The sequence below is a fragment of the Arthrobacter sp. UKPF54-2 genome, from assembly GCF_007858535.1.
Taxonomy (GTDB): domain Bacteria; phylum Actinomycetota; class Actinomycetes; order Actinomycetales; family Micrococcaceae; genus Arthrobacter.
The window spans coordinates 198,207-223,174 of record NZ_CP040174.1 but is presented as its reverse complement, the minus strand read 5'-3'; the positions used below and the strand labels follow the sequence as shown (position 1 = coordinate 223,174).

At 71.3% G+C, this 24,968-nt stretch carries 20 protein-coding genes; 12 read left to right on the top strand and 8 right to left on the bottom strand.

What is annotated here, in order from left to right; genetic code table 11:
* Window positions 1–75 precede the first annotated feature (75 nt).
* The 3 genes from E7Y32_RS00920 to E7Y32_RS00910 form a co-directional block, all read right to left on the bottom strand.
* Window positions 76–1,710: an LCP family protein gene (locus tag E7Y32_RS00920; RefSeq protein ID WP_146335402.1), complete on the bottom strand. Its 1,635-nt coding sequence runs from the start codon at window positions 1,708–1,710 to the stop codon at window positions 76–78.
* 11 nt (window positions 1,711–1,721) lie between these two features.
* On the bottom strand, window positions 1,722–2,246 hold the full coding sequence (gene purE / locus E7Y32_RS00915) for a 5-(carboxyamino)imidazole ribonucleotide mutase (protein ID WP_146338089.1): 525 nt from the start codon (window positions 2,244–2,246) through the stop codon (window positions 1,722–1,724).
* A 74-nt stretch (window positions 2,247–2,320) separates the two neighbouring features.
* Window positions 2,321–3,469 carry a 5-(carboxyamino)imidazole ribonucleotide synthase gene (locus E7Y32_RS00910; RefSeq protein ID WP_261382587.1) on the bottom strand — a complete coding sequence of 383 codons (1,149 nt, stop codon included), beginning with the start codon at window positions 3,467–3,469 and terminating at the stop codon, window positions 2,321–2,323.
* 243 nt (window positions 3,470–3,712) lie between these two features.
* Between E7Y32_RS00910 and E7Y32_RS00905 the strand changes: the two genes are divergently transcribed.
* The gene (locus tag E7Y32_RS00905) at window positions 3,713–4,282 is read left to right on the top strand and encodes a GtrA family protein (RefSeq protein ID WP_146335400.1); all 570 of its coding nucleotides are present in this window, start codon (window positions 3,713–3,715) and stop codon (window positions 4,280–4,282) included.
* 10 nt (window positions 4,283–4,292) lie between these two features.
* On the opposite strand, the gene E7Y32_RS00900 is transcribed toward E7Y32_RS00905, so the two are convergent.
* Window positions 4,293–5,024, bottom strand: coding sequence for a TIGR03089 family protein (locus E7Y32_RS00900; RefSeq protein ID WP_146335399.1), 732 nt, complete (start codon window positions 5,022–5,024; stop codon window positions 4,293–4,295).
* Between the two features lie 386 nt (window positions 5,025–5,410).
* Here E7Y32_RS00900 and E7Y32_RS16355 point away from each other — a divergent pair, with 386 nt between their 5' ends.
* The 3 genes from E7Y32_RS16355 to E7Y32_RS00885 are packed head-to-tail and all read left to right on the top strand — an operon-like array spanning window position 5,411 to window position 11,152.
* Window positions 5,411–5,953: a WhiB family transcriptional regulator gene (locus tag E7Y32_RS16355; RefSeq protein WP_146335398.1), complete on the top strand. Its 543-nt coding sequence runs from the start codon at window positions 5,411–5,413 to the stop codon at window positions 5,951–5,953.
* A 29-nt stretch (window positions 5,954–5,982) separates the two neighbouring features.
* Window positions 5,983–9,399 carry a glycosyltransferase family 2 protein gene (locus E7Y32_RS00890; RefSeq protein ID WP_146335397.1) on the top strand — a complete coding sequence of 1,139 codons (3,417 nt, stop codon included), beginning with the start codon at window positions 5,983–5,985 and terminating at the stop codon, window positions 9,397–9,399.
* Window positions 9,392–11,152: a DUF5719 family protein gene (locus E7Y32_RS00885; RefSeq protein ID WP_395940433.1), complete on the top strand. Its 1,761-nt coding sequence runs from the start codon at window positions 9,392–9,394 to the stop codon at window positions 11,150–11,152. Before E7Y32_RS00890 ends, E7Y32_RS00885 begins: the two co-directional genes overlap by 8 nt.
* 48 nt (window positions 11,153–11,200) lie before the next feature.
* Here the strand turns inward: E7Y32_RS00885 and E7Y32_RS00880 are convergent, their stop codons facing one another.
* Complete coding sequence (locus E7Y32_RS00880; RefSeq protein ID WP_146335396.1) at window positions 11,201–11,701, bottom strand: metallopeptidase family protein; 501 nt, start codon at window positions 11,699–11,701, stop codon at window positions 11,201–11,203.
* A 109-nt stretch (window positions 11,702–11,810) separates the two neighbouring features.
* On the opposite strand from E7Y32_RS00880, the gene E7Y32_RS00875 reads away from it, so the two are divergent.
* The 5 genes from E7Y32_RS00875 to E7Y32_RS00855 all read left to right on the top strand — a co-directional run bounded on the left by E7Y32_RS00875 (window position 11,811) and on the right by E7Y32_RS00855 (window position 16,867).
* The gene (locus E7Y32_RS00875; RefSeq protein ID WP_146335395.1) at window positions 11,811–12,203 is read left to right on the top strand and encodes a DUF3499 domain-containing protein; all 393 of its coding nucleotides are present in this window, start codon (window positions 11,811–11,813) and stop codon (window positions 12,201–12,203) included.
* An 82-nt stretch (window positions 12,204–12,285) separates the two neighbouring features.
* Window positions 12,286–12,546, top strand: a complete 261-nt coding sequence (locus tag E7Y32_RS00870; protein WP_146335394.1) for a hypothetical protein — start codon at window positions 12,286–12,288, stop codon at window positions 12,544–12,546.
* A 150-nt stretch (window positions 12,547–12,696) separates the two neighbouring features.
* Window positions 12,697–14,175: an adenosylhomocysteinase gene (ahcY, locus tag E7Y32_RS00865; protein WP_146335393.1), complete on the top strand. Its 1,479-nt coding sequence runs from the start codon at window positions 12,697–12,699 to the stop codon at window positions 14,173–14,175.
* Window positions 14,176–14,323: 148 nt separating this feature from the next.
* Complete coding sequence (locus E7Y32_RS00860) at window positions 14,324–15,547, top strand: Ig-like domain-containing protein (protein WP_146338087.1); 1,224 nt, start codon at window positions 14,324–14,326, stop codon at window positions 15,545–15,547.
* A gap of 54 nt (window positions 15,548–15,601) precedes the next feature.
* Window positions 15,602–16,867, top strand: a complete 1,266-nt coding sequence (locus E7Y32_RS00855; RefSeq protein ID WP_146335392.1) for an Ig-like domain-containing protein — start codon at window positions 15,602–15,604, stop codon at window positions 16,865–16,867.
* 32 nt (window positions 16,868–16,899) lie between these two features.
* Here the strand turns inward: E7Y32_RS00855 and E7Y32_RS00850 are convergent, their stop codons facing one another.
* Window positions 16,900–17,706 (bottom strand): RDD family protein, encoded by an 807-nt coding sequence (locus tag E7Y32_RS00850; protein ID WP_146335391.1) that lies wholly within the window; start codon window positions 17,704–17,706, stop codon window positions 16,900–16,902.
* A 91-nt stretch (window positions 17,707–17,797) separates the two neighbouring features.
* On the opposite strand from E7Y32_RS00850, the gene E7Y32_RS00845 reads away from it, so the two are divergent.
* Window positions 17,798–18,790 (top strand): stage II sporulation protein M, encoded by a 993-nt coding sequence (locus E7Y32_RS00845; protein ID WP_186467016.1) that lies wholly within the window; start codon window positions 17,798–17,800, stop codon window positions 18,788–18,790.
* 125 nt (window positions 18,791–18,915) lie between these two features.
* Window positions 18,916–20,238, top strand: a complete 1,323-nt coding sequence (locus E7Y32_RS00840) for a TIGR01906 family membrane protein (protein ID WP_261382495.1) — start codon at window positions 18,916–18,918, stop codon at window positions 20,236–20,238.
* A gap of 81 nt (window positions 20,239–20,319) precedes the next feature.
* Here the strand turns inward: E7Y32_RS00840 and E7Y32_RS00835 are convergent, their stop codons facing one another.
* Both E7Y32_RS00835 and E7Y32_RS00830 read right to left on the bottom strand, forming a co-directional pair.
* Window positions 20,320–22,149 (bottom strand): long-chain fatty acid--CoA ligase, encoded by a 1,830-nt coding sequence (locus E7Y32_RS00835; RefSeq protein ID WP_146335390.1) that lies wholly within the window; start codon window positions 22,147–22,149, stop codon window positions 20,320–20,322.
* 62 nt (window positions 22,150–22,211) lie between these two features.
* Window positions 22,212–23,966, bottom strand: coding sequence for a dolichyl-phosphate-mannose--protein mannosyltransferase (locus E7Y32_RS00830; RefSeq protein WP_146335389.1), 1,755 nt, complete (start codon window positions 23,964–23,966; stop codon window positions 22,212–22,214).
* A gap of 86 nt (window positions 23,967–24,052) precedes the next feature.
* On the opposite strand from E7Y32_RS00830, the gene rsmI reads away from it, so the two are divergent.
* Window positions 24,053–24,931, top strand: coding sequence for a 16S rRNA (cytidine(1402)-2'-O)-methyltransferase (gene rsmI, locus E7Y32_RS00825; protein WP_261382586.1), 879 nt, complete (start codon window positions 24,053–24,055; stop codon window positions 24,929–24,931).
* Window positions 24,932–24,968: the final 37 nt, after the last annotated feature.

Here is a 24,968-nt window from a genome sequence, read left to right as displayed (position 1 = left end):
GGGGTCCTTATCTGCTCGCGGGGAGCGACTGGCTGCTGGAGCCTGCTGGAGTAACGGGTGGCCGGGCGCCCGGGCCTAGAGTGGGGCGCACTGGCCGTTGGTGGCTACCAGGTTGCGGATGGACTGCTCATCGCCGTTGCGCTTGAACTCGTTGAGCATTTCCTCGGTGATCGGCTCGCCCTCGGGCGTGGTGGTCACGGGGGTGAAATCCGACGACGTCGGCGACGGCGCGGGCTGGGTGCCCGGCTGTGCCCCGCCGGCGGCGGAGAGCGGCCCGGGCGCCACGGGCGGCACCCGGAGCGAATCGTCGGCGGCCCCCGCGGCGGGTGCCGGGGCCAGCAGCTTGTCCACGGCCTGGTGGATCTTCTCGAAGTCCGGAACCGTGGAGAAGGAGGCATCGAAGTCGGGCGGGCCGATGGTCAGCCGGCTCACCGGCTGGCCCTTGGACTTCATCGCGAGGTCCACGAAGCTGCCGAGCTGGCCGGCGGAGATGTTGGAATCGACCACCTTGGTGCCAGCCTTGACGATGTCCTCGAACTTCGTCAGCAGGGTGGCCGGATCGAGCTGCTTGAGCATCGCCTGCTGGACGCACTGCTGGCGTGCGATGCGGGCGTAGTCGTCGACGAATTCCCGGGACCGGCCGTACCAAAGGGCGTGGTAGCCGTCCAGGGTGTTGTCTCCGGCGGGGATCCAGCCCAGCGGCATGCCGTGGATGCCGTTGGCCTCGTCGATGGTTTCGCCGCTGATCGGCACCCAGCCGCCGGCCTTGATCCGGATGCCGCCCATGGCGTCGATGAGTTTGGCGAAGCCGTCCATGTCCACCAGGACGTAGGCCTGGACCTTGATGCCGAGCGTGCCGGAGACCGCCTCCAGGGTGGCCTGCGCGCCGGGGTCCTCCACACCGGGGTAGAGATCCTTGTGTTCGTTGGTGACCTCGGTGTTGATGGCGTTGATGAGGCACTCGTTGCCGCAGTCGTAGCCGTCCGGATAGATCTTCCGCATCGGCGAGTCCTCGCTGAACTGGGCGTTCTGCAGGTTGCGCGGGATCGAGATGATGGCGGATTTGCCGGTCTTGGCGTCCACGCTGATCACGGAGAGGCTGTCCGGCCGGCGTCCCGTGCGGTCCGAACCGGCGTCGCCGCCCATCATCAGGAAGTTGTAGCGGCCCTCGGAGGGTTCCATGGCCGGGCCGCTGGCGAAGATCGTGCCGATCGCGTCCCGGCCGACGTTCAGCAGGTACGCCGCGTAGCCCAGGCTGCCGCTGCTGAGCAGCATGGCCAGGACCAGGGCGACGACGACGGCGGCGCGCGCCCGGGTTTCGAGCAGCGCGGGCCGGATCAGGCGCAGCGTGTTGATGAACAGCACCGCCCAGCCCAGGGCCAGGGCGGTGAGCACGATGACCAGCGCCAGCGAGGTGACGGGGTCGGCGACCAGGTTGATCAGGGTGGGGCGGGAAACCAGCGCCAGGATGAGCGCCACGAGGACCAGCGTCCAGACCGTCAACGTCACCCGGAGCGCGGTCCGCCCCAGCCTGCGGTTGCCGGCAACGGTCTGCGCGCTGCCGGGCACCAGCAGGGTCAGCAGGATCAGCAGGAAGGCGCGCTTGGTAAGGACGCGCGGGCCGGACCCGGACGGGTAGCGGACCGGGTCGGTGAGGGCGCCCGTTGCCGGCTGCTTCGTCTGCTGTGCAGCGGCGAAACTCTTGCTCATGTCCTGGATCCTTACCGGCCGCCCCGCGGAACGCAGTTTTCGTCGGAGAACACCTCGGCCACCTTGCTGCGCAGGTTCGCGCCCTTGGCGGTGGCGGCGTCGTTGAGTTCCCGGGCGAAGTCGAGGAGTTCGGAGCGCAGCTGCTCGGCGAGGGCGTCCGTGCCCGAGGCCAGCATCCGCACCGCCAGAAGTCCGGCATTGCGGGCACCGGCAATGGAGACCGTGGCGACCGGCACGCCGGCCGGCATCTGCACGATGGACAGCAGTGAGTCCATCCCGTCGAGGGTTTTCAGCGGCACGGGCACACCGATCACCGGCAGCGGCGTCACGGAGGCGAGCATGCCGGGCAGGTGCGCGGCGCCGCCCGCACCGGCGATGATCACGCGCAGCCCGCGTTCGTGGGCGCTCTGCCCGTAGCGGATCATTTCGGTGGGCATCCGGTGCGCCGAGACGACGTCGGCCTCGAACGGGATGCCGAACTCGGCCAGCGCTTCCGCGGCGGCCTCCATCACGGGCCAGTCGGAGTCGGAGCCCATCACGAGCCCCACGATCGGGGCGGGCCCGGTGGGGGCGGCGCGGGGGCCGGAGTCCTGGGCTTCGGTGCTGGCGCTCACGCGGTCTCCTCGGTGGTTCCCGGGGCGGTGCCGGCCTGGGCCCGCCCGTCCCGGATGATGGTGGCAACGGTGCCGGCCCGTTGGCGGACGGAATCGACGTCGGCCGCGGAGCCGCCGACGAGGTTGACGTGGCCGATCTTGCGGCCCGGGCGCACGGCCTTGCCGTAGCAGTGGACCTTGGCGGCCGGTTCGCTGGCCAGGGCCGCGGGGTAGGCGGAGAACAGGTTCTGGTTGGCTCCGCCGAGGAAGTTCTTCATGACCACCACGGGACCGAGCAGGTCGGTGGCGCCCAGCGGCAGGTTCAGGATGGCCCGCAGGTGCTGCTCGAACTGGCTCGTCACCGAGCCGTCCTGGGTCCAGTGGCCGGTGTTGTGCGGGCGCATGGCGAGTTCGTTGATGAGGAAGCCGGCGCCGACGCCGGGGGTCTCGAACATTTCCACGGCCATCACGCCGGTGACGCCGAGTTCGTTGGCGATCCGCACCGCGGCGTCCTCGGCGGCGGCGGCGACCTCCAGCGGGATGTCCAGGGCGGGGGCGATCACCTCGTCGCAGACGCCGTCGACCTGGATGGTGTGCACCACAGGCCAGGCCCGGGATTCGCCGTCGGGCGTGCGGGCCACCATGGCCGAGAGCTCACGGCTGAACTCAACCTTGGCTTCGGCCAGGAGCGGGGACATGGCCGCGAACCAGTCCGAGGACGCCGCGGCGTCCTCGGCGGAGGCCACGATCCGCACGCCCTTGCCGTCGTAGCCGCCGCGCGGCGTCTTCAGCACCACCGGCCAGCCGGCCTCCTCGCCGAAGGCAACCAGGGCCTCGACGTCCTCGACGGCGGCCCAGCGCGGGTTGGGCAGCTCCAGCCGGTCGATCGCGGCACGCATCACCAGTTTGTCCTGCGCGTTGACCAGGGCGTCGGGGCCCGGGTGGACGTTGACGCCGGCCTCGATCAGCGCGCGCAGGTGCCCGGTAGGGACATGCTCGTGGTCGAAGGTCAGTACGTCCAGGCCGCGGGAAAACTCCAGCAGGTGGTCGAGGTCGGTGTAGTCGCCGACCGGGGCCTTGGCCACGGCGGCGACCGCGGAGACGTCCTCGCCCTCGGCCAGGACACGGAGTTCGAAGCCGAGTGCGGTCGCGGCCGGGGCCATCATGCGGGCTAGCTGGCCGCCGCCAACCACACCGATTACAGGAAAAGTCACATCTCCCAGCCTACCGAAAACCTGCGCGGAACCGGCCCCCGCGCGCCAGGGCGCCCGAATCCGCCCCTTTTTCGGCCGGGATTGCCGGGGCACGGACCGCGGATTAGCGCCGGGCGGGGGCGCGCACCCGGGAAACGGCGCTAAAATGGGCCGTTGGCCGGATGGCTGACTGTTTCACGAGGGCCACGGAGGGTCATGATTAACACACTTGCAGATCGTGTGCGCGGGCTCGCATCGCTCTTCTGGCGCGAAGTGGCGAAGTTCGGCGCCGTCGGCGGTGTCGCCTTCGTCATCGACAACGGCCTGACGTACTACCTGATGCACGGCGCCATGTCCGACAGCGAGGCCAAGGCCCGCTTCGTCGGCGCGACCGTCGCGACGATCTTCTCCTGGATCGCGAACCGCTTCTGGACGTTCCGCCACCGCCGGCAGGAAAACGTGCTGCGCGAGTTCGCGATGTTCGTGCTGATTAACGGCATCGGCATCGGCATCTCCACCGGCCTTACCGCCCTCGCCAAGTACGGCATGGGCATCACGGACAAGAACATGCTGTTCTTCGCCGGTGTGGTCGGCATCCTCGTTGCCACCGTCGTGCGCTTCTTCGCCTACCGCTTCCTCGTCTTCAACAAGGAACTCGACGACGAGCCGGAGTTCTCGCACGACCACGAGATCATCGAACGGCACCCGCACGGCCACACGCCGGTCAAGGTTCCCGGGCCGGCGCAGGACCCCGACGCTCCCGGCGCCAACCCCGAACGCCGCTAAGCCGGCCGGGTCAGCTCCGGCTCACGCGCTCGTCGCCCAGCAGCCGCTCCGTCACCGCGACCTCCGGGTGGACCAGCACCACGGAGCCGTCGGCCGCCCACGCGCCGAGGGCCTGGGCCAGGACCGGTTCGAGGCCGTCGTCCGCCCGGACCAGCAGGCGGGGCCCCTCCTTCGGGGCGCCGCCCGCCGCGCCCGCGTCGCCCGCCGCGGCGAAACCGGCCAGCAGTGCCCCGTGGGTGTGCACGGTTCCGGCGGCGTCACGCACGGCCGGGCGCTCCGGTTCCGGGTCCACGTGCGGCATAAAGAAGTCGCCGTGCGAGCGGATCTCGGCGGCATAGTCGACGACGCCGGAGGGCAGGCTGCCCGGCCACCGCATCGCCAGGGCAGGCAGCGCCACCGCCATCACCGTTTCGAAGCTGCCGCCGGCGGCAGCGGGACCGGGGGCCGCGGTGGCGACCAGCTCGGCGTCGGCGGCGTCGAACACCACCTCCATGCCCAGCTGCCAGGCGGCCAGGGCGAGCACCACGGATTTCCAGTGCGCCGGCAGGTCCAGCCGGAGCCGCGTCCCGGGTTCGGCGTCGAGTTCGTCCTGGAAGAGGTTGCTGGTCTTGGCGACCCAGTTGTCCAGCACCCGGCCGGAGAGTTCCACCCGTTCGGCGTCGGGGCCGTACCAGGTCAGCCGGGGGGAGGTGGACTGGCCCGAACGCAGGGCTGTCATCAGGTCGATTGCCGGGATGCTCATGCGTTTATCTTGCCATGGCGGCCGCTGGCGTGATCTCCGTCACGGGCGGCCCGGGCGGCGCGGGGGCAAGGGCCGCGGCGCGGTGGAGGGCCACGGTGCGGAACCGCCGAAAATGCAGGAAATTCCCGGCCCGATGGCCGGAAACGCGCCTGAAACTGCTCAGTATGCTGTCAATTCCGGGCCCGGGCCGACAAAGAGGGCTGAAAAATCCCGGGCGTGGCGTGCCCCGGCAATCCGACAAAAGTTGATTATTATCTCCGCTGCGGCTTGACTCCCGGATACTTACACACGTGTAATTAGGTATCGAAAGCCACTGCGCAACAGCCGGCACACAACCGAGTGTCCGAGGGTCAGGCAGGGGCTGCAAAATCAGAGAGGGAACGCCAATGGGGCTTGCAGAGCGTATCCATGAAGATGAAGTCGTCGCCGGCCAGGCGACGGCAAAATACCGTTCACGCGGGGTGCCGAGCGACTGGTATGTCGACCCGGCCGATCCGGTCGCCGCGGAGCGGTACAACGAACAAACCCAGGATTCCCTGCAGGACCAGGCCACGGCCTTCCTCGCAGCCCACGAAGCGCTTCTGGCGGACAGCCCGGAGCACAACGACCCGCTTGACCCTCCCATGGAGCTGCAGACCCTGCACTCCGGAACCGCCGTGCAGCCGGTGTGGATCGGGTTGCCGCCCCGGCAGGACTTCGACGATGAAGGCGAACTGGGATGGCAGACAGACGCGCTGTGCGCACAGACCGACCCGGAGGCCTTCTTCCCGGAAAAGGGCGGCTCCACCCGCGACGCCAAAAAGGTGTGCGGCGCCTGCAACGTCCGCTCGCAGTGCCTGGAGTACGCCTTGTCCAACGACGAGCGCTTCGGTATCTGGGGCGGCCTCTCCGAGCGGGAACGCCGCCGGCTTAGGAAGCGGGCAGTCTAATTCTTCAGGAAGTACACGTCACCGCCGTTGTGGTAGCCCACAACGGCGGTGACTATCTCCCCAGGACCCTGGCGGCTTTGGCGGCGCAAACGCGGCCCGCGGACTCAGTCATCGGGGTTGACACCGGATCCCGCGACCATTCGGCGGCGTTGCTGGGCCAGGCGCTCGGCACGTCCAACGTCACCGTTTTCGAGCAGACCAGGACAGGCATGGGCGGAGCGGTGCAGGCCGCCCTCAAGGACCTCGCGCCCCGTCGCGGCGGTTCCGGCGACCCGGCCGCCGAATGGATCTGGCTGCTGCACGACGACGCCGCACCGGCCCCCGAGGCACTCGCCGAACTGCTGCACGCCGTCGAGCGCGCACCCTCGGTCACCGTGGCGGGCTGCAAGCAGCTCGACTGGCACGCCGGGCGCCGGCTGATCGACGTCGGGCTTTCCACCAGCCGGTGGGCCGAGCGCCTGACCCTGATCGAGGCGGATGAACTCGACCAGGGCCAGTACGACGGCCGCAGCGACACCTTCGCCGTGAACTCCGCCGGCATGCTGGTCCGCCGTGACGTCTGGGAGGAGCTCCGGGGCTTCGACCCGGCCCTGCCCGGCAGCGGTGACGACGTCGACTTCTGCTGGCGCAACCGGCTCGCCGGCCACCGCGTGGTGGTGGTCCCGAGCGCACGGATGTTCCACGTCGCGCACCGGCCGCACGCCCTCGGGACCGCGACGGCGGCCCGCAAGGCCCAGGTCCACCTGCGGCTCAAGCACGCCCCGGCGTGGAAGGTTCCGCTGCACGCCGTCGGCGCCCTCCTGGGCAGCCTCTTCAAACTTGTCCTCAGCATCGCCGTCAAGGACCCCGGGCACGGGTTCTCCCAGCTGCTGGCCACGCTCGGCGCGCTGGGCCGGCCCGCCGCCGTGCTCCGCGGCCGCCGCAACGCTGCCCGCACCCGGCGCATCCGGCGCTCCGTGATCAAGGGCCTGCAGACGCCCCGCCGCGAGGTCTGGGCCCACCGGCGCTCCCTGATCGAGGCCATCGGCTCCGACGATTCCGAACCTACCGCCGGGCATGACCCGCTGGCGGACCAGCCCAGCGGGGACGCCGCCGACGATTTCGCCGCGCTCAGCACCACCGGGCGCGCCTGGGTGGGCAACGGGGCGCTGCTGGCCCTGCTGGTCACCGCCGCGGCCTCCCTCATCGGCCTGCTGAACCTCTTCCGCGCCGACGCCGCCACCGGCGGGGCGCTGATGCCGGTCTCAGCCCGCCTGGGCGAGATCTGGGACCACGCCTCGGGCTGGTGGATCGCGCTTGGGGCCGGGCTCCCGGGCCACGGCGACCCCTTTGGCTACGTGCTCTGGCTGCTCGGCGTCCTGGCGGCCGGCAACGCCAACGGCGCCGTGGTGTGGCTGCTGGTCCTGGCGATGCCGCTGTCCGCCCTGGGTGCCTGGTTTGCCGCCGGGGCCCTGACGCAGCGACGCCGGCTCCGGCTTGCGGCCGCGCTGCTGTGGGCGGGCGCGCCGGCCCTGCAGGTGGCCCTCAACCAGGGCCGCCTCGGCGCGCTCGTTGCACACGTGATGATGCCGCTGCTGGTCCTGGCGCTGCTGCGCGCCACGGGCTCGGTGCCCGGCCGCGGACGTTTTGCCGTCCCGGGTCCGGGGGAGCGGCGCTTCACCGAGAAACCTCCGGCCAAACCCGGCATCAACGGCACCCCGTCCTGGACCGCCGCGGCCGCCGCCGGACTGGCGCTGGCTGTTGTCACCGCGGCAGCGCCGTCGCTGCTGCTGCCCGCCGTCGCCGGCGTTGCACTCTGCGGTGTGCTGCTGGGACGGCGCGGCCGCACCGTCTGGTGGTCGCTGCTGCCCAGCCTCTCCCTGTTCGTTCCCTTCACCCTCTCCGTCCCGGACCGGCCCCGCGCCCTGCTGGCCGATCCGGGCCTGCCGCTGGGCTTCGACGCCGCTCCGCTCTGGCAGCAGGCGCTCGGCCAGCCGCTGCGCTTCGACGCCGGCGCCGGCCTCGCCGGCCTGGCGGCCTTCGGACCGGGGGCCGTACCGTGGGCGCTGCTGCTGGCCCTGCTGCTCGGCCTGCCCGTGCTGCTGCTGGCCCTGGCGGCCCTCTTCCTTCCCGGCCGGCACGGAGCCGGCCGGCGGCCCCGGCTGGCCCGCTGCCTCTGGGCCGCCGGCCTGCTGATGCTGGCAGGGGGCTGGCTGGCCGGTCACGTTGCGACCGGCGCCAGCGCCGAGGTCCTCGTCACCCCGTTCACCGGCCCGGCCGTCTCCGCCGCCGCCTTCACCTTGCTTGGAGCCGCACTGCTCGGCGCCGAGGCCCTGCTCGACGCCGCCGACGCCACGGCGGCCCTCGCGCCCGGCCGCAACGTCCTGTACCGCAAGATCCTGGTCCGCGGCACCGCCGTCACAGCTGTGGTGCTGCTGCTCGCCGGCCCGCTGGCCGGGCTCACCGCGTGGGCCGCGCACAACGTGCTCCAGACCGTCCCGGCCGCCGTACCCGCGCCTGCGTCAGTCACCGGCGCCCCGGACCCTGGAGTGGAAACCGCCGCCACCGGCACGGCCGGCCCCGCCGCGGGGGAGCTGGGCACCCGCCGGCTGGTCCAGGCCGGCAAGACCCGCACGCTGCCGGCGACGGCCATCGACCGGGCCGAGGGCCCGGAACAGGCCCGGACCCTGGTCATCACCGCCAAGGAAAACGGGGCTTTTGCCGCAGCGCTGATGCGCGGGGCCGGCACCCGGCTGGACGGCCTCTCGGCCGTCGCCTCCGCCCGCACCGTCATCGGAGCCCCCGGGGAGGAAACGGTGCGCGACGACGACGCCGTGGCCGCGATGCTGCGCCGGGTGGTCGCCACCATCGTCGCCGGCCAGGGGGTTGACCCCCGCGCGCAGCTGGAGCAGCTCGGCGTCGGGTTCGTGGTGCTGGAGGCCGCCGACAGCGCGGCGCAGCTGACGGCCAGCCGGATGGACGCCGTCCCCGGCCTCGTGGCCGTGGGCCAGACCGACGCCGGCTGGCTGTGGCGGATCAGCCCGCTGAACCAGCCGGTGATCAACGCCGCCGACGTCGCGCACCGCGTCCGGATCGTCGACGGCGCCGGAGCAACCGCCGGGCTGCTGCCGTCGGAGGCTGTCACGGCGGAGGCGGCCGTGCCCGCCGGGCCGCAAGGCCGCCTGGTGGTCCTCGCCGAACGTTCCGATCCTGGCTGGAGCGCCTGGGTGGACGGCCGGCGCCTGACCGCCACCACCTCGGACTGGGCCCAGGCGTTCACCCTGCCGGCCCAGGGCGGCAAGCTCAGCATCCGCTACGAGAACCCGTGGGCGCTGTGGACCGGAATCGGCCAGGCCCTCGTGATCGGACTGACCGTCCTGCTCGCCATCCCGATGCCCGCCCGCCGCCCGAACACCGGGCTCTCCAGGGACGAAGGCTCGCTGCGTAAGGAACACCAGCATGCATGACGAGATAAAGAACGTGAACGGGAACCGGCCCGAAACGCCCCCGGAGACACCCGCCGAACCGGCGCAGCAAACCCCGGCGGAGCAGGCCGCGACGGAGCACGGCAAACGGGACAGGAACGGACGCGGCGGCGACATGCGCCGGGCCGCCGCCCCGGTTCCGGCCTTGGCCCGGCTGAAGGGCCTCTCGGGCGCCGTGGGCGGCATCCTCGCCGCCGCGCTGCTGGCCGCGGCCGGCGGCGGCCTCGTCGCGGCGTCGGCACTGTCCCCGCAGGGCCCCGGAAGCAGGGCCCTCGAGGCGCCCCTGACCGCGGTGCCCGCTGGAAACAGCGTGGGCATCTGCCCGGGACCGGCCCGGCTGCTGGAGGGCACACCCGTAGGCACCGACCCCCAGTTCAGCCCGGAATCGGCCACCGCCAAGAGCGCGGTCAACGCCGTGGTGCTCAGCTCCAGCGCCGGCGTCCTCCCCGGAAGCCGCCTCGCAGCGCTCACCGGCAGCCCGCTGGTGGAACTGGCCAAGCCCGCTGCCGCGTCCGCGGCGCCCAGCCCCGCGCCGGCCGCCCCAGCGCTGCGGGCCGGTGTGGTGCCGCAGCACCCCGTGGACGCCGTCAGCGTGCTCAGCGCCGATGCGCAGGGAAACCAGCAGCCGTCCGCCGGGGCCGTGATGAGCTACACCGCCGCCGACGGCGACCTGCGCGGCACCGCAGCCGCCGCCTGCCAGCGTCCGGCCAACGACCTCTGGCTGGTCGGGGCGAACACCGCCGTCGGCCGGACCGCGGTGCTCAACCTCAGCAACGCCTCCGGCACCCCGGCCACCGTCAGCCTGGATCTGTACGGCGCCAAGGGGCCCATCCAGGCGTCCGGCAGCCGCGGGCTGCTGGTGGCACCGGGCAGCACGCGCTCTGTGATCCTCGCCGGCCTGGCCCCGGGGCAAGAGCAGCTCAGCGTGCGGGTGCGCAGCACGGGCGGACCGGTCGCCGCCGTCATCGCGCAGAGTGTGCTCCGCGGCCTGACCGCCGGGGGCGTGGACTTCATCTCGCCCGGCACGGCGCCCGCCACCCGGCAGGCCATCGCGGGCCTTGACCTGCAGGACCCTGCAGCGCTGGCCGCGCTGGCCGACAAACCGGGCTTCGCCGACGCCAAGCCGGCCCTGCAGATCACCGTCCCGGGCGCCGCGGACGCCGTGGTGGAAGTGAAACTGTTCGGCCGCGACGGCCAGAAGCCGCTCCCCGGCGGCGGCGTGGTGACCGCCAAGGCGGGCGCCGTCACCGAGGTTTCGCTCGCGGGGGTTCCGGCCGGCCACTACACGCTCGCGGCCAGTTCCGATGTGTCCTTTGCCGCCGCCGCCCGCGTCACCCGCGGGCTCAAGGCTGAGGAGGCCGCGGACTTCGCCTGGGCTCCCGCCTCGGCCCGGCTCGGAAGCCAGCACGTGGTCCCGGTGCCCGCCACCGGCGCCCGGTTCCTGGTGTTCGGCGCGCCGGAAGGCCGCGCCACCATCTCCTACACCCCGGTCACTGCGGACGGCAAGGTCCGTGCCGCGGCCACCGCCGACATCGCCGGCGGAACCACCACGTCCGTCAAGGTCCCCGCCGATATTGAGGGCTCACCGCTGGTGGGTTACCTCGTGTCGGCGGCGGGCGGCGCGGCCTACGGGTCCGTCCTGCTCGAAGAGGACAACAAGGCCGACGTTTCGAGCGTTCCGGTGGCGCCCGGTGCGGCGGGGCAGGAGCAGGTTCCCGTCATCCTCGGCTACTAGCACGTTCGGCCGGAGTTCGGCCGGGTTAACGGCCTAGGGACGGTGGCGCTAGTACCGCCGGCGGTAGACCGGGTCCAGCGACTCCGGCGGGACGCCGAGCATCTCCGCCGTGCGCTCCACCACGACGTCGTGCACAAGGTCCTGGAGTTCTTCGCGGCTGCCGCAGGCCTGCTCCACGACCCTCCGGTACAGCGTGATCACGGGGCCGTCCTCCGCCGTCGCCGGGGCGTAGCTGCCCATCGGCGCGGGCGTGCCGTCGGCCACGAGCTGTTCGAGGCCGGGCGGGATTTCCTCGACGGCGAAGCGGACACCGTCCAGTGGTTTGCCCCAGATGTCATGCAGGCGCTGGGCCGAATCCAGGACAAAGTCATCGAAACGGTCCGAACGGGTCCGGTAGCCGGGCAGGGTGGGGAGCATCAACTCGCCGCGGAGGCCTCGGCCATGCCGGTTCCGGCGGCGTTGCCGGAAGCCCTTGGCCGTGGCGGTGCCGCCGGCGGCGGGGTCAGCCAACCGGACCGTAAAGCCGGGAACATGGTGCGATGACTGCATATCTTGACTCTAAACCCGGCGCCTGATTTCTGCGAGACGGTGGGCGGCGGGCCGCACGGGGCGTTTCAATGCGCGGTGCCGGGGGCCGGGGGGAGTAGTCTGTGATGTCGTGGGTGCAATTCGTCAGTGTTCAAGATCCGCCTGCCGCAATTCGGCGGTGGCGACTTTGACGTACGTCTACGCCGACTCCACGGCCGTCCTCGGCCCGCTGGCCACCTACGCCGAACCCCACTGCTATGACCTCTGCGAGCAGCACGCCTCCTCGCTGACCGTGCCGCGCGGCTGGGAAGTCCTGCGGCTAGCGATGCCCGCCACCCCCGCCGGCCCCGGACCCGATGACCTGCTGGCCCTGGCGCACGCCGTCCGCGAGGCCGCCGCGGCCCGACCCGCAGCGGCGGAGCCCGCCCCCGGGCAGCGGAGCCCGCATCCGGCGCTCGAAGCCCCGGCCGCCGCCGAGGGTACCCGCCGCGGGCACCTGCGCGTCCTGCGCGAACCCTCCTGAGCCGCGAACTGGCGGTAGGCTGGGAACTGAAATTTCCGTACGCCACCGGCGCCTGCTGCGTCGCCCCCAGGGAGCCTTCACCATGCCAGGTCTTACCACGCCACTGATCAGCCCCGAACTGCTGTCCGTCCTGCGCTGCCCCGTCACGGGCTCGGCCCTGGTGCAGGAAGGCGAGGAGCTCGTCGCCGCGAGCCCGGGCGCGGACGGGCAGACGCTCCGGTACACGGTCGAGGACGGGATCCCGCTGTTGCTGCCGCCGGAACTGCTCGCCGCCGCCACTTCGGCCCGCTCCGACCAGCACGACGGCGGCCAGCCCAACGGCGGCCGCCACGCCGCGCAGTAGCCCGCCCGCGCGACAGCCCGCCGCGCACCGGCCCCGCCGCTGTGACGTCAGAAACCACGGTAATTGCCGCCACGGCCCATCGGCGGGCGCTCCGGCGCCGAACCACCTGCAGTCCCTTCAGCTCCATTCCGGCTACCACAAAGGATCCCCATGACCTTCGATTACAAAATTGCCGACATCTCCCTGGCCGAGGCAGGCCGGCACCAGATCCGCCTTGCCGAGCATGAGATGCCAGGCCTGATGTCCCTGCGGGAGGAATTCGGCGCGAGCCAGCCGCTCAAGGGTGCCCGGATCGCCGGCTCCCTGCACATGACCGTCCAGACGGCCGTGCTGATCGAGACCCTCACCGCCCTCGGCGCCGAGGTCCGCTGGGCCTCCTGCAACATCTTCTCCACCCAGGACGAGGCCGCCGCCGCCGTCGTGGTGGGCAACGGAACCGTCGAGGACCCGCAGGGTGTCCCCGTCTTCGCCTGGAAGGGCGAGACGCTCGAGGAATACTGGTGGACGGCCGAGCAGATCCTGACCTGGCCCGGCGCGGACGGCAACCCGGACCTCGGCCCGAACATGATCCTCGACGACGGCGGCGACGCCACCATGCTGGTGCACAAGGGCGCCGAGTTCGAAGCCCTGGGCACCGTCCCGGCCGCGGCCGACGACGAATCCGAGGAAGGCCGCGTCTTCCTGTCCGTCCTGCGCGCCTCGCTGGAGAAGGACCCGCAGAAGTGGACCCGGATCGGCTCGCGCCTGCTTGGCGTCACCGAGGAGACCACCACCGGCGTGCACCGCCTCTACCAGCTCGCCGAGCAGGGCAAGCTGCTGTTCCCGGCCATCAACGTCAACGACTCCGTCACCAAGAGCAAGTTCGACAACAAGTACGGCATCCGCCACTCGCTGCCGGATGGCATCAACCGGGCCACCGACGTGCTGATGGGCGGCAAGGTTGCCGTCGTCTGCGGCTACGGCGACGTCGGCAAGGGCGCCGCGGAGGCCTTCCGCGGCCAGGGCTCGCGGGTGATCGTCACCGAAATCGACCCGATCTGCGCGCTGCAGGCCGCCATGGACGGCTACCAGGTGGCCAAACTGGAGAATGTCCTGGCCGAGGGCCACATCTTCATCACCGCCACCGGCAACAAGGACGTCATCATGGCCGAGCACATGGCCGGGATGCGCGACAAGGCGATCGTGGGCAACATCGGCCACTTCGACAACGAGATCGACATGGCCGGGCTGGCCCGGGTTCCGGGCATCAAGAAGGTCGAGATCAAGCCCCAGGTGCATGAGTGGGTCTTCGACCAGGGCACGGACGCGGAGAAGTCCATCATTGTGCTCTCCGAGGGCCGGCTGCTGAACCTCGGCAACGCCACCGGCCACCCCTCCTTCGTGATGAGCAACTCCTTCGCCAACCAGACCATCGCGCAGATCGAACTCTTCACCAAGGCGGGCCAGCCCGAGGGTGAGCGCGAGTACGAAAACCAGGTCTACGTGCTGCCGAAGATCCTCGACGAGAAGGTGGCCCGGCTGCACCTCGACGCCCTCGGCGCGGAGCTCACCGAGCTGACCAAGGAACAGGCCGAGTACCTGGACCTCGACGCCGCCGGCCCCTACAAGCCGGAGCACTACCGCTACTAGGCACACCCGCCATCGTGCGGCCAGGGGCCCCGGACGTCACCGTCCGGGGCCTCTTTTTGTGACCGGATCGTGGTGTGCGCGACGGCGGCCCGCAGCCGAAAGTCACCTATGCTTTCAGGGTAACGTCTGGAAGGACCCGAGTATCGTGATCGCCCCCAAAAGCTGGAGCACCGGCCGGAAAGCCGCTGCGCTGGCCGCGGTGTGCGCCCTGGCCGCCGCCGGCGGAGTCTTCGCCGCGGCCGGTCCGCTGGCCCACCCGTCCTTCGCGTCCGAGGCGGCCTCCCCGGAGCGGTCCACGCAGGGACTCGCCTTCCCGGTGGTGCCCCCGGTCCAACTGACCGCCGCGCCCGCGGACGCGGCCACCCAGGTCAACCCCGCAGCCCCGGTGACCCTGAAGGTGGACAACGGCCGGATCGAACGGGCGGCACTCACGAGCGCGTCCGGCGACGCCGTGGACGGAACGCTCAGTGCCGACGGCTCCGCCTGGACCGCCGCCGGGCCGCTGAAATTCAACACCCGCTACACCTACACGTACTCGGTCGTGGACGGCGCCGGGCGCAGCACCAGCACCACGCACAGCTTCACCACGGTCTCGACCGCGAACGAGGCGGACGCCGCGATCTACCCGCTGGACGGCATGAAGGTGGGGGTGGCGCAGCCGCTGCAGATCACCTTCAGCGAGCCCGTACTGAACCGGGACGCCGTCGAAAAGGCGATCAAGATCAGCTCCAGCGCCGGCCAGGCGGGTGACTTCCACTGGTTCAGCAACACCATGGTCCGGTACCGCCCGGAAAACTTCTGGGCCGCCAACAGCACCATCACCATGGATATGAAGCTGTTCGGCGTCGACCTCGGCAAGGGTCAGATCGGCAACTTTAACAAAAAGGTCACCATCCACATCGGGGACAAGAAGACCGCGGTCGCGGACGCCGCCGCCCACACGTTCAAGGCCTTCATCAACGACAAGCAGGTGGGCGAGTGGCCCGCCACCATGGGCGACACCCGGTTCCCGTCCGCGCGCGGCTACCTGGTCCTGATGGAGAAGTACCGGGTGGAGCACATGAGCGCCGCCTCGATCGGCCTGAAGCCCGGCGACCCCGCCTACTACGGCGAACTGGACGTCAACTTCGCCACCCGCCTGACCCCCAGCGGGGAGTTCATCCACCAGGCCACGGACTCCGCCCTGCCGTTCATCGGCAAGGCCAACCTCTCGCACGGCTGCATCGGGCTCGGCCCGGACGGCGCCCAGTGGGTTTTCGACAACATGACCGCCGGCGACGTCGTCCAGGTGGTCAACACCGACGGCGACTACGCGGCGAACGACGACGGCTACGGGGACTGGAACATCCCCTGGGCCCAGTACGCGAACTGAGCCGTCCGGCTGCCGGAAGATTTGTTATTGGGGGAGAACACGATGGACCAGGGAATGAGCGACCGGACCACTCGCGGCGGAAGGGCCGCCGCACGGAGCGCCCGTCCAAGCACCGGCAAGATGCTGGCCGTCGCCGGGGTCTGCCTCGCCGTCGGCGCCGGCGGGATCGGCGCCGCCACGGCCCCGGTCTGGGCCGACAGCGCCCTGCCCTCGGAGGCGGCCGCGCCGATGCGCAACGTCGCCGGCCTGGCGGCGCCGGTGGTGAAGCCGGTCGAACTCGGGGTGTCGCCCACCGACGGCGCCCGGGGCGTCAACCCCGCCTCCCTCCCCTCGGTCAAGGCCGTCAACGGGGTGGTCAAGGACGTGCTGCTGGAGCCGGACTCCGGCGGCGGGCCTGTGCCTGGGACCACGAGCGCGGACGGCTCGACCTGGACCGCAGAGCAGCCCCTGGACTTCGACACCACGTACCGGTACAGCTTCACCATCGTGGACCAGGCCGGGCGCGAAACGAAGAAAGGCCAGACCTTCGCCACCGTCGCGAAGGCCAATGAGGCGGACGCCGCGGTCTATCCATTGGCCGGCACCACGGTCGGCGCCGGCCAGCCCATCGAGATTGTCTTCAGCGAGCCGGTGCTGGACAAGGCCGCGATGGAGAAGGCAGTGACCGTCACGGCCTCGTCCGGCCAGGCCGTGGCGTTGCGCTGGTACTCGGACCGCCGCGTCCGGATCCGGCCGGAGGCGTTCTGGGCGGCCAACACCCAGGTCACCGTGGACCTGAAGCTCTTCGGCGTCGACTTCGGCAACAAGATGATCGGCAACTCCGACACCAAGGTCACCTTCACGGTGGGCCAGCGGCGCCTCGCCGTGGTCGATGACCTCAGCAAGACCATGAACGTCTACTTCGACGGCCAGCTGGTCAAGACCGCGCCCGTCACGCTGGGCGACGCGGACTGGCTCTCACCCACCGGGTACGCGGTGATCATGGAGCAGGAACGCAGTTCCAAGTTCAACGCCGGCAGCATCGGCCTCAAGCCGGGGGACAAGGGCTATTACCCGCCGCTGACCGTGGAGTACGCCAACCGCCTCACCAGTTCCGGCGTGTATGTCCACCAGGCCCTCGAATCTGCGTGGGGCGCGGTGGGCAAATTCAATGTCTCGCACGGCTGCGTGGGGCTGCTCCCGGCGGACGCCGCCTGGTTCTTCAACAACATGAAGACCGGTGATGTGGTGCAGACCCTGAACACCGGCGCGCCCGCCGTCGAACCGCTGGAAGGCTTCGGCGACTGGAACATCCCCTGGGCGCAGTACGCCAAACGCTGAGGACTCCGGCCGCGGCCGGGTCAGTGGAAGGGTCAGCGGCCGCGTTCGTGGGGCAGCCGGCCCAGCCGTGCGCCAAGGCGCGCGCTGCGTTCCCGGCTGAGCCGCAGCCGGTCCAGTTCGCGCCGGCTCCGCTCGCCCAGCACTGCGGCGAGGTAGTCCTCCGGAGAAGTCCCGGGCGGCGGCGGGGGAGCGACGTGCGCCGCCAATTCCGAGGCGAGTGACTGCGCCATCGCCACCCTGGAGCCGGGGGCCATCCGCCCGCACTGGCGCAGGAACAGCGAGGCGCGGCGGGCCGCGGCGTCCGGAATCCGGCCGATGTCCGCGAGCGATGCCCAGGGCTGCAGCTGGAACGGCACGTGGTGCAGGACGGGCGCCTCGGCCGGGACCCGTCGCCGCAGCGCGTAGGTGCCGGCCACCAAGTCGCCGAGCCGCTTCGACTTGCCGTTGAAGAGGGCGACGGCGACCGCCAGGCCGCCCACGGTGGCGTAGATTTCGAGGAACCCGATCAGCCCCCGGATCAGGGCGTGCCGGAAGCGGATGGAACCGCCGTCGTCGCGCACGATCCGAAGCCCGGCGGCGAGCTTGCCGAGCGACAGCCCGCGGCTGAGGGTTTCCACCGCGACCGGCAGCACCACAAAGCAGAACACCACGGCCACGGTGATCAGGGCGCCCAGGGCGGCGCGGTCCAGATCCGGCGCGGCGGCGCCCACCAGCGCGATGAGGCCCCAGAGCGCGGCGGCGTGCACCAGGACATCCAGCAGCAGCCCCAGCGCCCGCGCGGCGAACGACGCCGGGCGCAGCTCGAGCACAACGGCCTCGCCTGTGATGATGGAACTCAACCCGCCCCCGCTCCTCTGCCAGTCAGGCACAGTCTAATCATCCGGGTCAACGGGCGGGCCTAATGGGGGTCCCGGGGCTTAGGGTGGTGCCGTGGACATCGAGGCGTTCTCCCTGGTGAACGGGGACAAGTGGGCACGGCTGCATGCGCTGGCGCACCAGCGCAGGCTCGGCGGTGCCGAGGCGGACGAGCTGCTGCGGCTCTACCAGGGCGCCTCCGCCGACCTCTCGCTGCTGCGCTCCGTGGCGCCCGAGAGCGGGCTGTCGGCAGCGCTCTCGGCGACCCTCGCCCAGGCCCGCACCCGGTTCACCGGAGCCCGGTCGAACTTTATGGCCGACCTCGCCGGGTTCTTCGTCATCGCGCTGCCCGCCGCCCTGTACCGGATCCGCTGGCTGACGCTCTGCTGCGGGCTCGTCTTCTGCCTGATCGCCGCGGCGTACGCGCTCTGGATCGGCAACTCGCCGGAGGCCCTCCGCGCCCTGGGCTCGGATGCCGCGGTCCGCCGCTACGTGGACCACGACTTTGTGGACTACTACTCCGAGAATCCCGCGGCATCCTTCGCCGGGCTGGTCTGGACCAACAACGCCTGGATCGCCGCGCAGGCCGTGGCCCTGGGCGTCACGGGGTTCTGGGTCCCGATGATCCTGATCGCCAATGCCCAGGGCGTCGGCGTCGCGGCCGGCGTCTTCGCCGCGACCGGCAAAACCGACGTGTTCTTCAGCTACATCCTCCCGCACGGCCTGATGGAACTGACGGCCGTGTTCGTGGCCTGCGCGGCCGGGCTGCGGATCTTCTGGTCCGTGGTGGCGCCGGGTCCGCGCCGCCGCTCGCAGGCGCTCGCGCTGGAGGGCCGCTCGCTCATCACCGTGGCCCTCGGCCTGGTGCTGGTGCTGCTGGTCTCGGGTCTGGTGGAGGGTTTTGTGACGCCCAGCGACCTTCCGGTGTGGGCCAAAATCGCGATCGGCGCCGCGGTGCTCGCGGCCTACTGGGCCTATGTGCTCGGGTTCGGCGGACGGGCAAACCGGGCCGGAGCCAGCGGCGACCTCGGCAGTGCGGATGCCGGATACACCGAAATTGCCGCCTGAATCGGCCTGGCCCCGGGGTGGCACCTCGCCGCTGCTCAGGCCCTGACGGTAGGCTCGAAGTCAGATATGTGGCGCCGCCGGACCCTTGGCCCGGCAGCGTGAGAGCCTACGGAAGCGAAGCTGCAGTGACTGAACAGAGCCCCACCCCTCCGAAGCGGCAGGATCCGCCCCTGGATCCCGCGGAGGACGCCGACGAGCCCGCCTTCGACTGGATGAAGCCGGCCGCCGGCCCGAGCGCCGCCGGCACCGCCGACGCCGGGCGGGGCAACACGGCGCCGGACGCCGGGCAGACCGGCACGACGCCGGAGCCGGGGGACCCTTCCGCGGCGCACGCCGCCGGCGAACGCCAGGGCCGCCGCGCCGAGCGGAGGGCCGCTGCCGAGAGCACGGGAACGGCCGCCGGCACCGGTACCGCCGCCTCGGCCGCACCCGCCGGGAGCCCGGCCGCGGACGGGGGCTTCAACGAGTCGCTGCCCACCTCGGCGCTGCAGGTCCGGCCGCCGCGGGAAGAGGTGGAGCGCCGCAACGCCGAACGCGAACAGGCCGCCAACGCCAAGCCGGTGGCCCCCCGGGTCATGCAGGTCCTGCTCGCGGTCTGCTTCCCGGTGATCCTGCTGGTCCTCGCGGTGCGCGCCGTGACCAGCCCGCTGTTCCTCTGGGTGGAGTACAACCGCCCGGGCTTCCCCGGCGACGGCTACGGCTTCAGCACCGACGACCGGATGACCTACGGCTCCTACGCGGTGGATTACCTGAGCAACTGGTCCGGCCCGCGCTACCTGGGCGAACTCGTCAACCGCGCCGGCGACAAGCTGTTCAAGGACGGCGAAGTCAGCCACATGGCGGACGTCAAGCTTGTTATCCTCTCCGCGTTCGGTGCGGGCGCCCTGCTGGTGCTGTTCAGCCTGGTCGCCATCCTCTATCTGCGCCGCCGCAGCAGCGGCGGTGTCCGCCGCGGCCTGTTTGCCGGGTCAATCGCCACCCTGGTGATCATCATCGGCCTGGGCGTGCTCGCGGTGCTGGGCTGGGAGCAGTTCTTCACCGAGTTCCACCGCGTCTTCTTCGCCAACGGCACCTGGACGTTCTCGCTGCAGGACACCCTGATCCGGCTGTTCCCCGGCCAGTTCTGGGTTGACGCCGGCATCGTGATCGGCGCACTGGTCCTGCTCGCCGCGCTCCTTACCCTGGTCCTGACCTGGCCGACCCGTAAACGCCGCGGGCTGCCGCCCCGGACCGCCGCCCCGGCGGCCGAATCCGTGGAGGACGAGACAGGCGCCGTGGACCCCGCCGCGCTCACGGGCCGCCGCTTCAAGCGCCGGACCACCAAGGCGGAACACCCGGCCAGCCCCGACAGCGACGCCGGCCGGGACACCGGTACGGGCCGCGACCCGGTCGACGCCCCCGCGGCAGACCGCGCCGGCGCACCCGCCGGCCGCGACGGTTCCGCCTAGCACCAGCACCAGCACCGCCAAAAGCGGCCGGCACCCTCCCGGGTGCCGGCCGCTTTTGCGTCCGCGGGAAACTCCGCGGCGCTAGCCGTAAATCCCGTTGATCTGCGCCTCGAAGTCCCGCACGACGGCGGAGCGCTTGAGCTTCAGGGACGGCGTGAGGTGACCGGACTCGACCGTGAAGTCGGCGTCCAGGACCACGAAGCTGCGGATCGACTCCGCCTTGGAGACCAGGGTGTTGGCCTCGTCGATAGCGGCCTGGATGGCGGCCCGGACCTGCGCGCTGGCAGCCGCCTCGGCGGTACCCATGACGGGCACCCGCTGCGCCGCGCACCAGTTCTCCAGACCCTCCGGATCCAGGTTGACCAGCGCCGAGACAAACGGCCGCCCGTCGCCGACCACCACGGCCTGCGCCACGAGCTGGTGTTCGCGGATCTTCTCCTCCAGCGGGCCGGGGGCCACATTCTTGCCGCCGGCGGTGACCAGCAGGTCCTTTTTACGGCCCGTGATGGTCAGGAAGCCGTCCGCGTCCAGGGAGCCGAGGTCCCCGGTGCGGAAGAACCCGTCCACGAACGCCTCGGCGTTGGCGGCCTCGTTGGCGTGGTAGCCCTTAAAGACGCCGATGCCCTTGACCAGGATCTCTCCGTCGTCGGCGATCCGGATGGTGGTGCCCGGCACCGGGATTCCCACGGTGCCCACCCGGGTGCGGGTGGGGGTGTTGGCGGTGCAGGGCGCCGTCGTTTCGGTCAGCCCGTAGCCTTCGAGCACGGGGATGCCGGCGCCGCGGAAGAAGTGCGCGTCGTTCGCGCTCAGCGGGCTCGCCCCGGAGACCGTGTAGCCCACGCGGCCGCCGAACGCCTGCCGCAGCTTCGGGTACAGCAGCCGGTCGAAGATGCCGTGCTTGGCGCGGAGCACCAAGCCCGGGCCGGTGCCGGCCCCGCGGGCGGCGGCGTCGAGGGCCTTGGAATACTCGACGGCGACGTCGGCGGCCGCGCCGAAGAGCCGGTCCTTGCCGGCCAGCGCAGCTTTGTGCGCGGCGCCGGCGTAGACCTTCTCGAAGATCCGGGGCACCACCAGCAGGAAGGTCGGCTTGAACGTGCCCAGGTCCTCCAGCAGTTCCTTAGCGTTGGAAGTGTGGCCCAGGGTGGTGCCGGCGGTCAGGCAGATCACCTGGACGGCGCGGGCCAGGACATGCGCCAGCGGCAGGAACATCAGCGTCCGGGTGTTTGGCTGGAGGAGGATTTCGGGCAGGAACAGGACGATGTTCTTGGCCACGAGGGCGAAGTTGCCGTGGGTGATTTCGCAGCCCTTGGGCCGGCCGGTGGTGCCGGAGGTGTAAACCAGGGACGCGACGTCGGCGAGGCCGGCCGCGGAGCGGTGCCGCTCGAGTTCGGCGTCGCTGACCCCTGAGCCGGCGGCGGCGAGGCTGGCGAGGTTCGGGGCGGCGCCGTCGTAGTCCATCCGGACGACGCCGAGCAGCCGGTCGCCGAGCAGGCCGGAGCCGTCCAGGACGCCCTGGACCAGCGTGGCCTTCTCCTGGTTTTCGACGAAGATGCGGCGGGCGCCGGAGTCGTGCAGGATCCATTCGACCTGGCTGGCGGAGGAGGTTTCGTAGACCGGGACCGTGACGCCGCCTGCGAACCAGATGGCGAAGTCCACCACGGTCCACTCGTAGCGGGTGGCGGACATCACGGCGACCGTCTCGCCCGGGGCCAGGCCGCCCGCGATCAGGCCCTTGGCGAGGGCCCGGACCTGGTCCAGGAACTGCTGGGCCGGGATGTCGGCCCAGCCCGAGGGGCCTTTGCGGGAGTAGAGCGCGTGCACCGGATCCTTGGCGTGCTGCTCCAGCAAAAGGTCCGTCACATTGCTGTCCGGGTCCAGCTCCACAAGCAGCCCGGTGCTAGCTTCTCTCACAACCCACATCTCCCGTTCCGGTCCGAGGCCCGGCGGCCCCGGACTCCGTTAGTAATCCTGCCCTAGATCCAGGACGGCATCCACATCCGGAACCGCCAGTCCTGGTAGGAAATCAGCTCCGCCGTCCACACCGGATAGAAGAACGCCGAGAGCAGCACGGCGGCCACAACGAACAGCGCGACCAGGAGCAGGCCGGAGCGGCGGCGCCAGAGCGGGTCCGTGCGCCGGCCCAGGACCAGGCCCAGGCAGTAGGTGAGGGCCAGAACCAGGAACGGTTCGAAGGACACCGCGTAGAAGAAGAACATGGTGCGTTCCGGGTACAGGAACCAGGGCAGGTAACCGGCGCCCACGGCAGCCAGGATGGCCCCGGCGCGCCAGTCGCGCCGGCCCGCCCACCAGAACAGCAGCACACCGAGGCAGATGGCCGCGCTCCACCAGATCAGCGGGTTGCCGACCGAGAGGATGGCCGAGGTGCAGTTCGGCAGTTCACAGCCGGCCGTACCCTGCTTGGGCGACTCGTAGAAGAACGACGTCGGCCGGCCCAGCACCAGCCAGCTCCAGGCGCTCGCCTCGTAGGGGTGGTCTGCGGTGAGGCCCTGGTGGAACTTGTACGCCTCCAGATGGTAGTGCGCCAGCGAGCGGAGCGAATCGGGCAGCCAGCCCCATTCCGCGGAGGGGTTGGTCTCGGCCCAGTGCCGGAAGTAGGCGTTGGCGGAGCGGAACCAGCCGGTCCAGGTGGCCGTGTAGACCAGCGCCGCGACCGGGACGATGCTGAGGAACGCGAAAATGCCGTCCTTGAGGATGCCGCCGGTGATCCAGCCGTGGATGCCCGCGATCCGGCGCGCGCTCAGGTCCCAGAGGACCGTCAGCAGCCCGAAGCCGGCCAGGAAGAACAGCGCGGACCATTTGGTGCCGACCGCCAGGCCCAGGCAGACGCCCGCGGCAAGCCGCCACCAGCGGATCCCCAGCCACGGCCCGGCGGCGAGCTGCAGCCGGGAGGGCACCCCGCCGGGGGAGGCGGAAGCCTGTAAGGCGAGGCGCGCCGCGAGCCGGCGCCGGCCGTCGTCGCGGTCCATCAGCAGCGCGCCGAAGGCGGCCAGGACCCAGAACATCAGGAAGATGTCCAGCAGCGAGGTGCGGGACATCACGAGGTGGTGGCCGTCGACCGCCAGCAGTGTGCCGGCCACGGCGCCGAGGGTGAGTGAGCGGAAGAGCTTCTGCGCGATCAGCGCGAGCAGGAAGATGGACAGCGTGCCGGTCAGGGCGGCGCCGAAACGCCAGCCGAAGGAGCTCTCCGGCCCGAACAGCCACATCCCGGCGGCGATCATCCACTTGCCCACCGGCGGGTGGACCACGTACTCCGGGCTCTCCAGCAGCACCCCGGGGTTGCCCGCGATGAAGGCGTCGTTGGCCTTGTCCGGCCAGGCCCGCTCGTAGCCGCTGACCAGGAACGAGTAGCCGTCCTTGACGTAGTAGGTTTCGTCGAAGACCAGGTTGTGCGGGGCGTCCAGCCGGACGAAGCGCAGGACCCCGCCGAGCAGCGCGGTCAGGGCGGGGATGAGCCAGAACCAGAGCCGCAGCGAGGCCGGGAAGTCGCGCCAGCTGCGGATGTCGCCGATCAGCCGCTGCGTGAGCGCCCCGGCCGTGAACGCCTCCGCCGGCCGGCTGATCCAGCGGTGCCCCTCCAGGTTGCGCCCGGTCCCGGCGGGCCCGGGGGTTCCGGCGGGGCGGGTGCTGTCCGGGCTGGCGTCGTCGGGCGCCGATGCGGCTGAACCGGCCTCGGCAGGCCGCATGGGGGTCTGCGTCACGTTGCCCATGCTACCTTTCGACGCCGGGATCGTCGGTTCCGCGCGGCCGCCGGCAGTAGGCTGGTGGGGTGGACCCCGAGCAAAGCACCTCCCCTATCCCTGCCCCCGACGACGCCGTTCCGGCAGCGGGGGTGCCCGCCGGTCCGGGCCGGATCGTGCTGGCCGCCACCCCGATCGGCAACGTCGGGGATGCCTCGGCCCGGCTGATCGGCCTGCTGGAGACGGCGGACATCGTGGCCGCGGAGGACACCCGGCGGCTGCACCGGCTGGTGCAGAGCCTCGGCATCACCGTGGCCGGCCGGGTGGTCAGCTACCACGAGCACAATGAGGCGGCCAAGACCGGCGAGCTCCTGGACCAGGTGCGCGCGGGGAAGACCCTGGTCATGGTGACCGACGCTGGTATGCCCGCGGTCTCTGATCCCGGCTTCCGGCTGGTGGAGGGCGCTGTCGCCGCCGGGCTCACCGTCACCGCCGTTCCCGGGCCCTCGGCCGTGCTGACGGCGCTCGCCCTTTCCGGGCTGCCCACGGACCGCTTCTGCTTCGAAGGCTTCCTGCCGCGCAAGGCCGGGGAACGGGCCTCCCGGCTCGCGGACCTCGACGCCGAACGGCGCACCATGGTGTTCTTCGAGGCGCCGCACCGGCTCGAACCCATGCTCCGGGCCCTGCACGAACGCTTCGGCCCCGGCCGGCGCGCGGCGGTCTGCCGGGAACTGACCAAAACCTACGAAGAGGTCATCCGCGGGACCGTGCACGAACTCCTCGAATGGGCGGAGAACAACGAGGTCCGCGGCGAGATCGCCGTGGTGGTGGCCGGCGCGCCCGAGCGGGAGCCGGGCAAACCGGAAGACCACGTCGCCGCTGTCACCGCGCTCATGGCCCAGGGCATCCGGCTGAAGGAGGCGGTCGCCGCCGTCGCCGAGGACGCGCGGGTCAGCAAACGCGAACTCTATGCGGCCGTACTCGCCGCACGCTGAACCCTTACGCTGGCCCGCGGGCTGGGCACGCGCCGGC

What these genes read in the sequence shown, in the direction of transcription:
- E7Y32_RS00920 (WP_146335402.1), bottom strand. Translation starts at nt 1,710, where the DNA reads ATGAGCAAGAGTTTCGCCGCTGCACAGCAGACGAAGCAGCCGGCAACG.
- E7Y32_RS00855 (WP_146335392.1), top strand. Translation starts at nt 15,602, where the DNA reads ATGAGCGACCGGACCACTCGCGGCGGAAGGGCCGCCGCACGGAGCGCC.
- E7Y32_RS00880 (WP_146335396.1), bottom strand. Translation starts at nt 11,701, where the DNA reads ATGCAGTCATCGCACCATGTTCCCGGCTTTACGGTCCGGTTGGCTGAC.
- E7Y32_RS00905 (WP_146335400.1), top strand. Translation starts at nt 3,713, where the DNA reads ATGATTAACACACTTGCAGATCGTGTGCGCGGGCTCGCATCGCTCTTC.
- E7Y32_RS00910 (WP_261382587.1), bottom strand. Translation starts at nt 3,469, where the DNA reads ATGATGGCCCCGGCCGCGACCGCACTCGGCTTCGAACTCCGTGTCCTG.
- ahcY (WP_146335393.1), top strand. Translation starts at nt 12,697, where the DNA reads ATGACCTTCGATTACAAAATTGCCGACATCTCCCTGGCCGAGGCAGGC.
- E7Y32_RS00830 (WP_146335389.1), bottom strand. Translation starts at nt 23,966, where the DNA reads ATGGGCAACGTGACGCAGACCCCCATGCGGCCTGCCGAGGCCGGTTCA.
- E7Y32_RS00885 (WP_395940433.1), top strand. Translation starts at nt 9,392, where the DNA reads ATGCATGACGAGATAAAGAACGTGAACGGGAACCGGCCCGAAACGCCC.
- E7Y32_RS00900 (WP_146335399.1), bottom strand. Translation starts at nt 5,024, where the DNA reads ATGAGCATCCCGGCAATCGACCTGATGACAGCCCTGCGTTCGGGCCAG.
- E7Y32_RS16355 (WP_146335398.1), top strand. Translation starts at nt 5,411, where the DNA reads ATGGGGCTTGCAGAGCGTATCCATGAAGATGAAGTCGTCGCCGGCCAG.
- purE (WP_146338089.1), bottom strand. Translation starts at nt 2,246, where the DNA reads ATGGGCTCCGACTCCGACTGGCCCGTGATGGAGGCCGCCGCGGAAGCG.
- E7Y32_RS00870 (WP_146335394.1), top strand. Translation starts at nt 12,286, where the DNA reads ATGCCAGGTCTTACCACGCCACTGATCAGCCCCGAACTGCTGTCCGTC.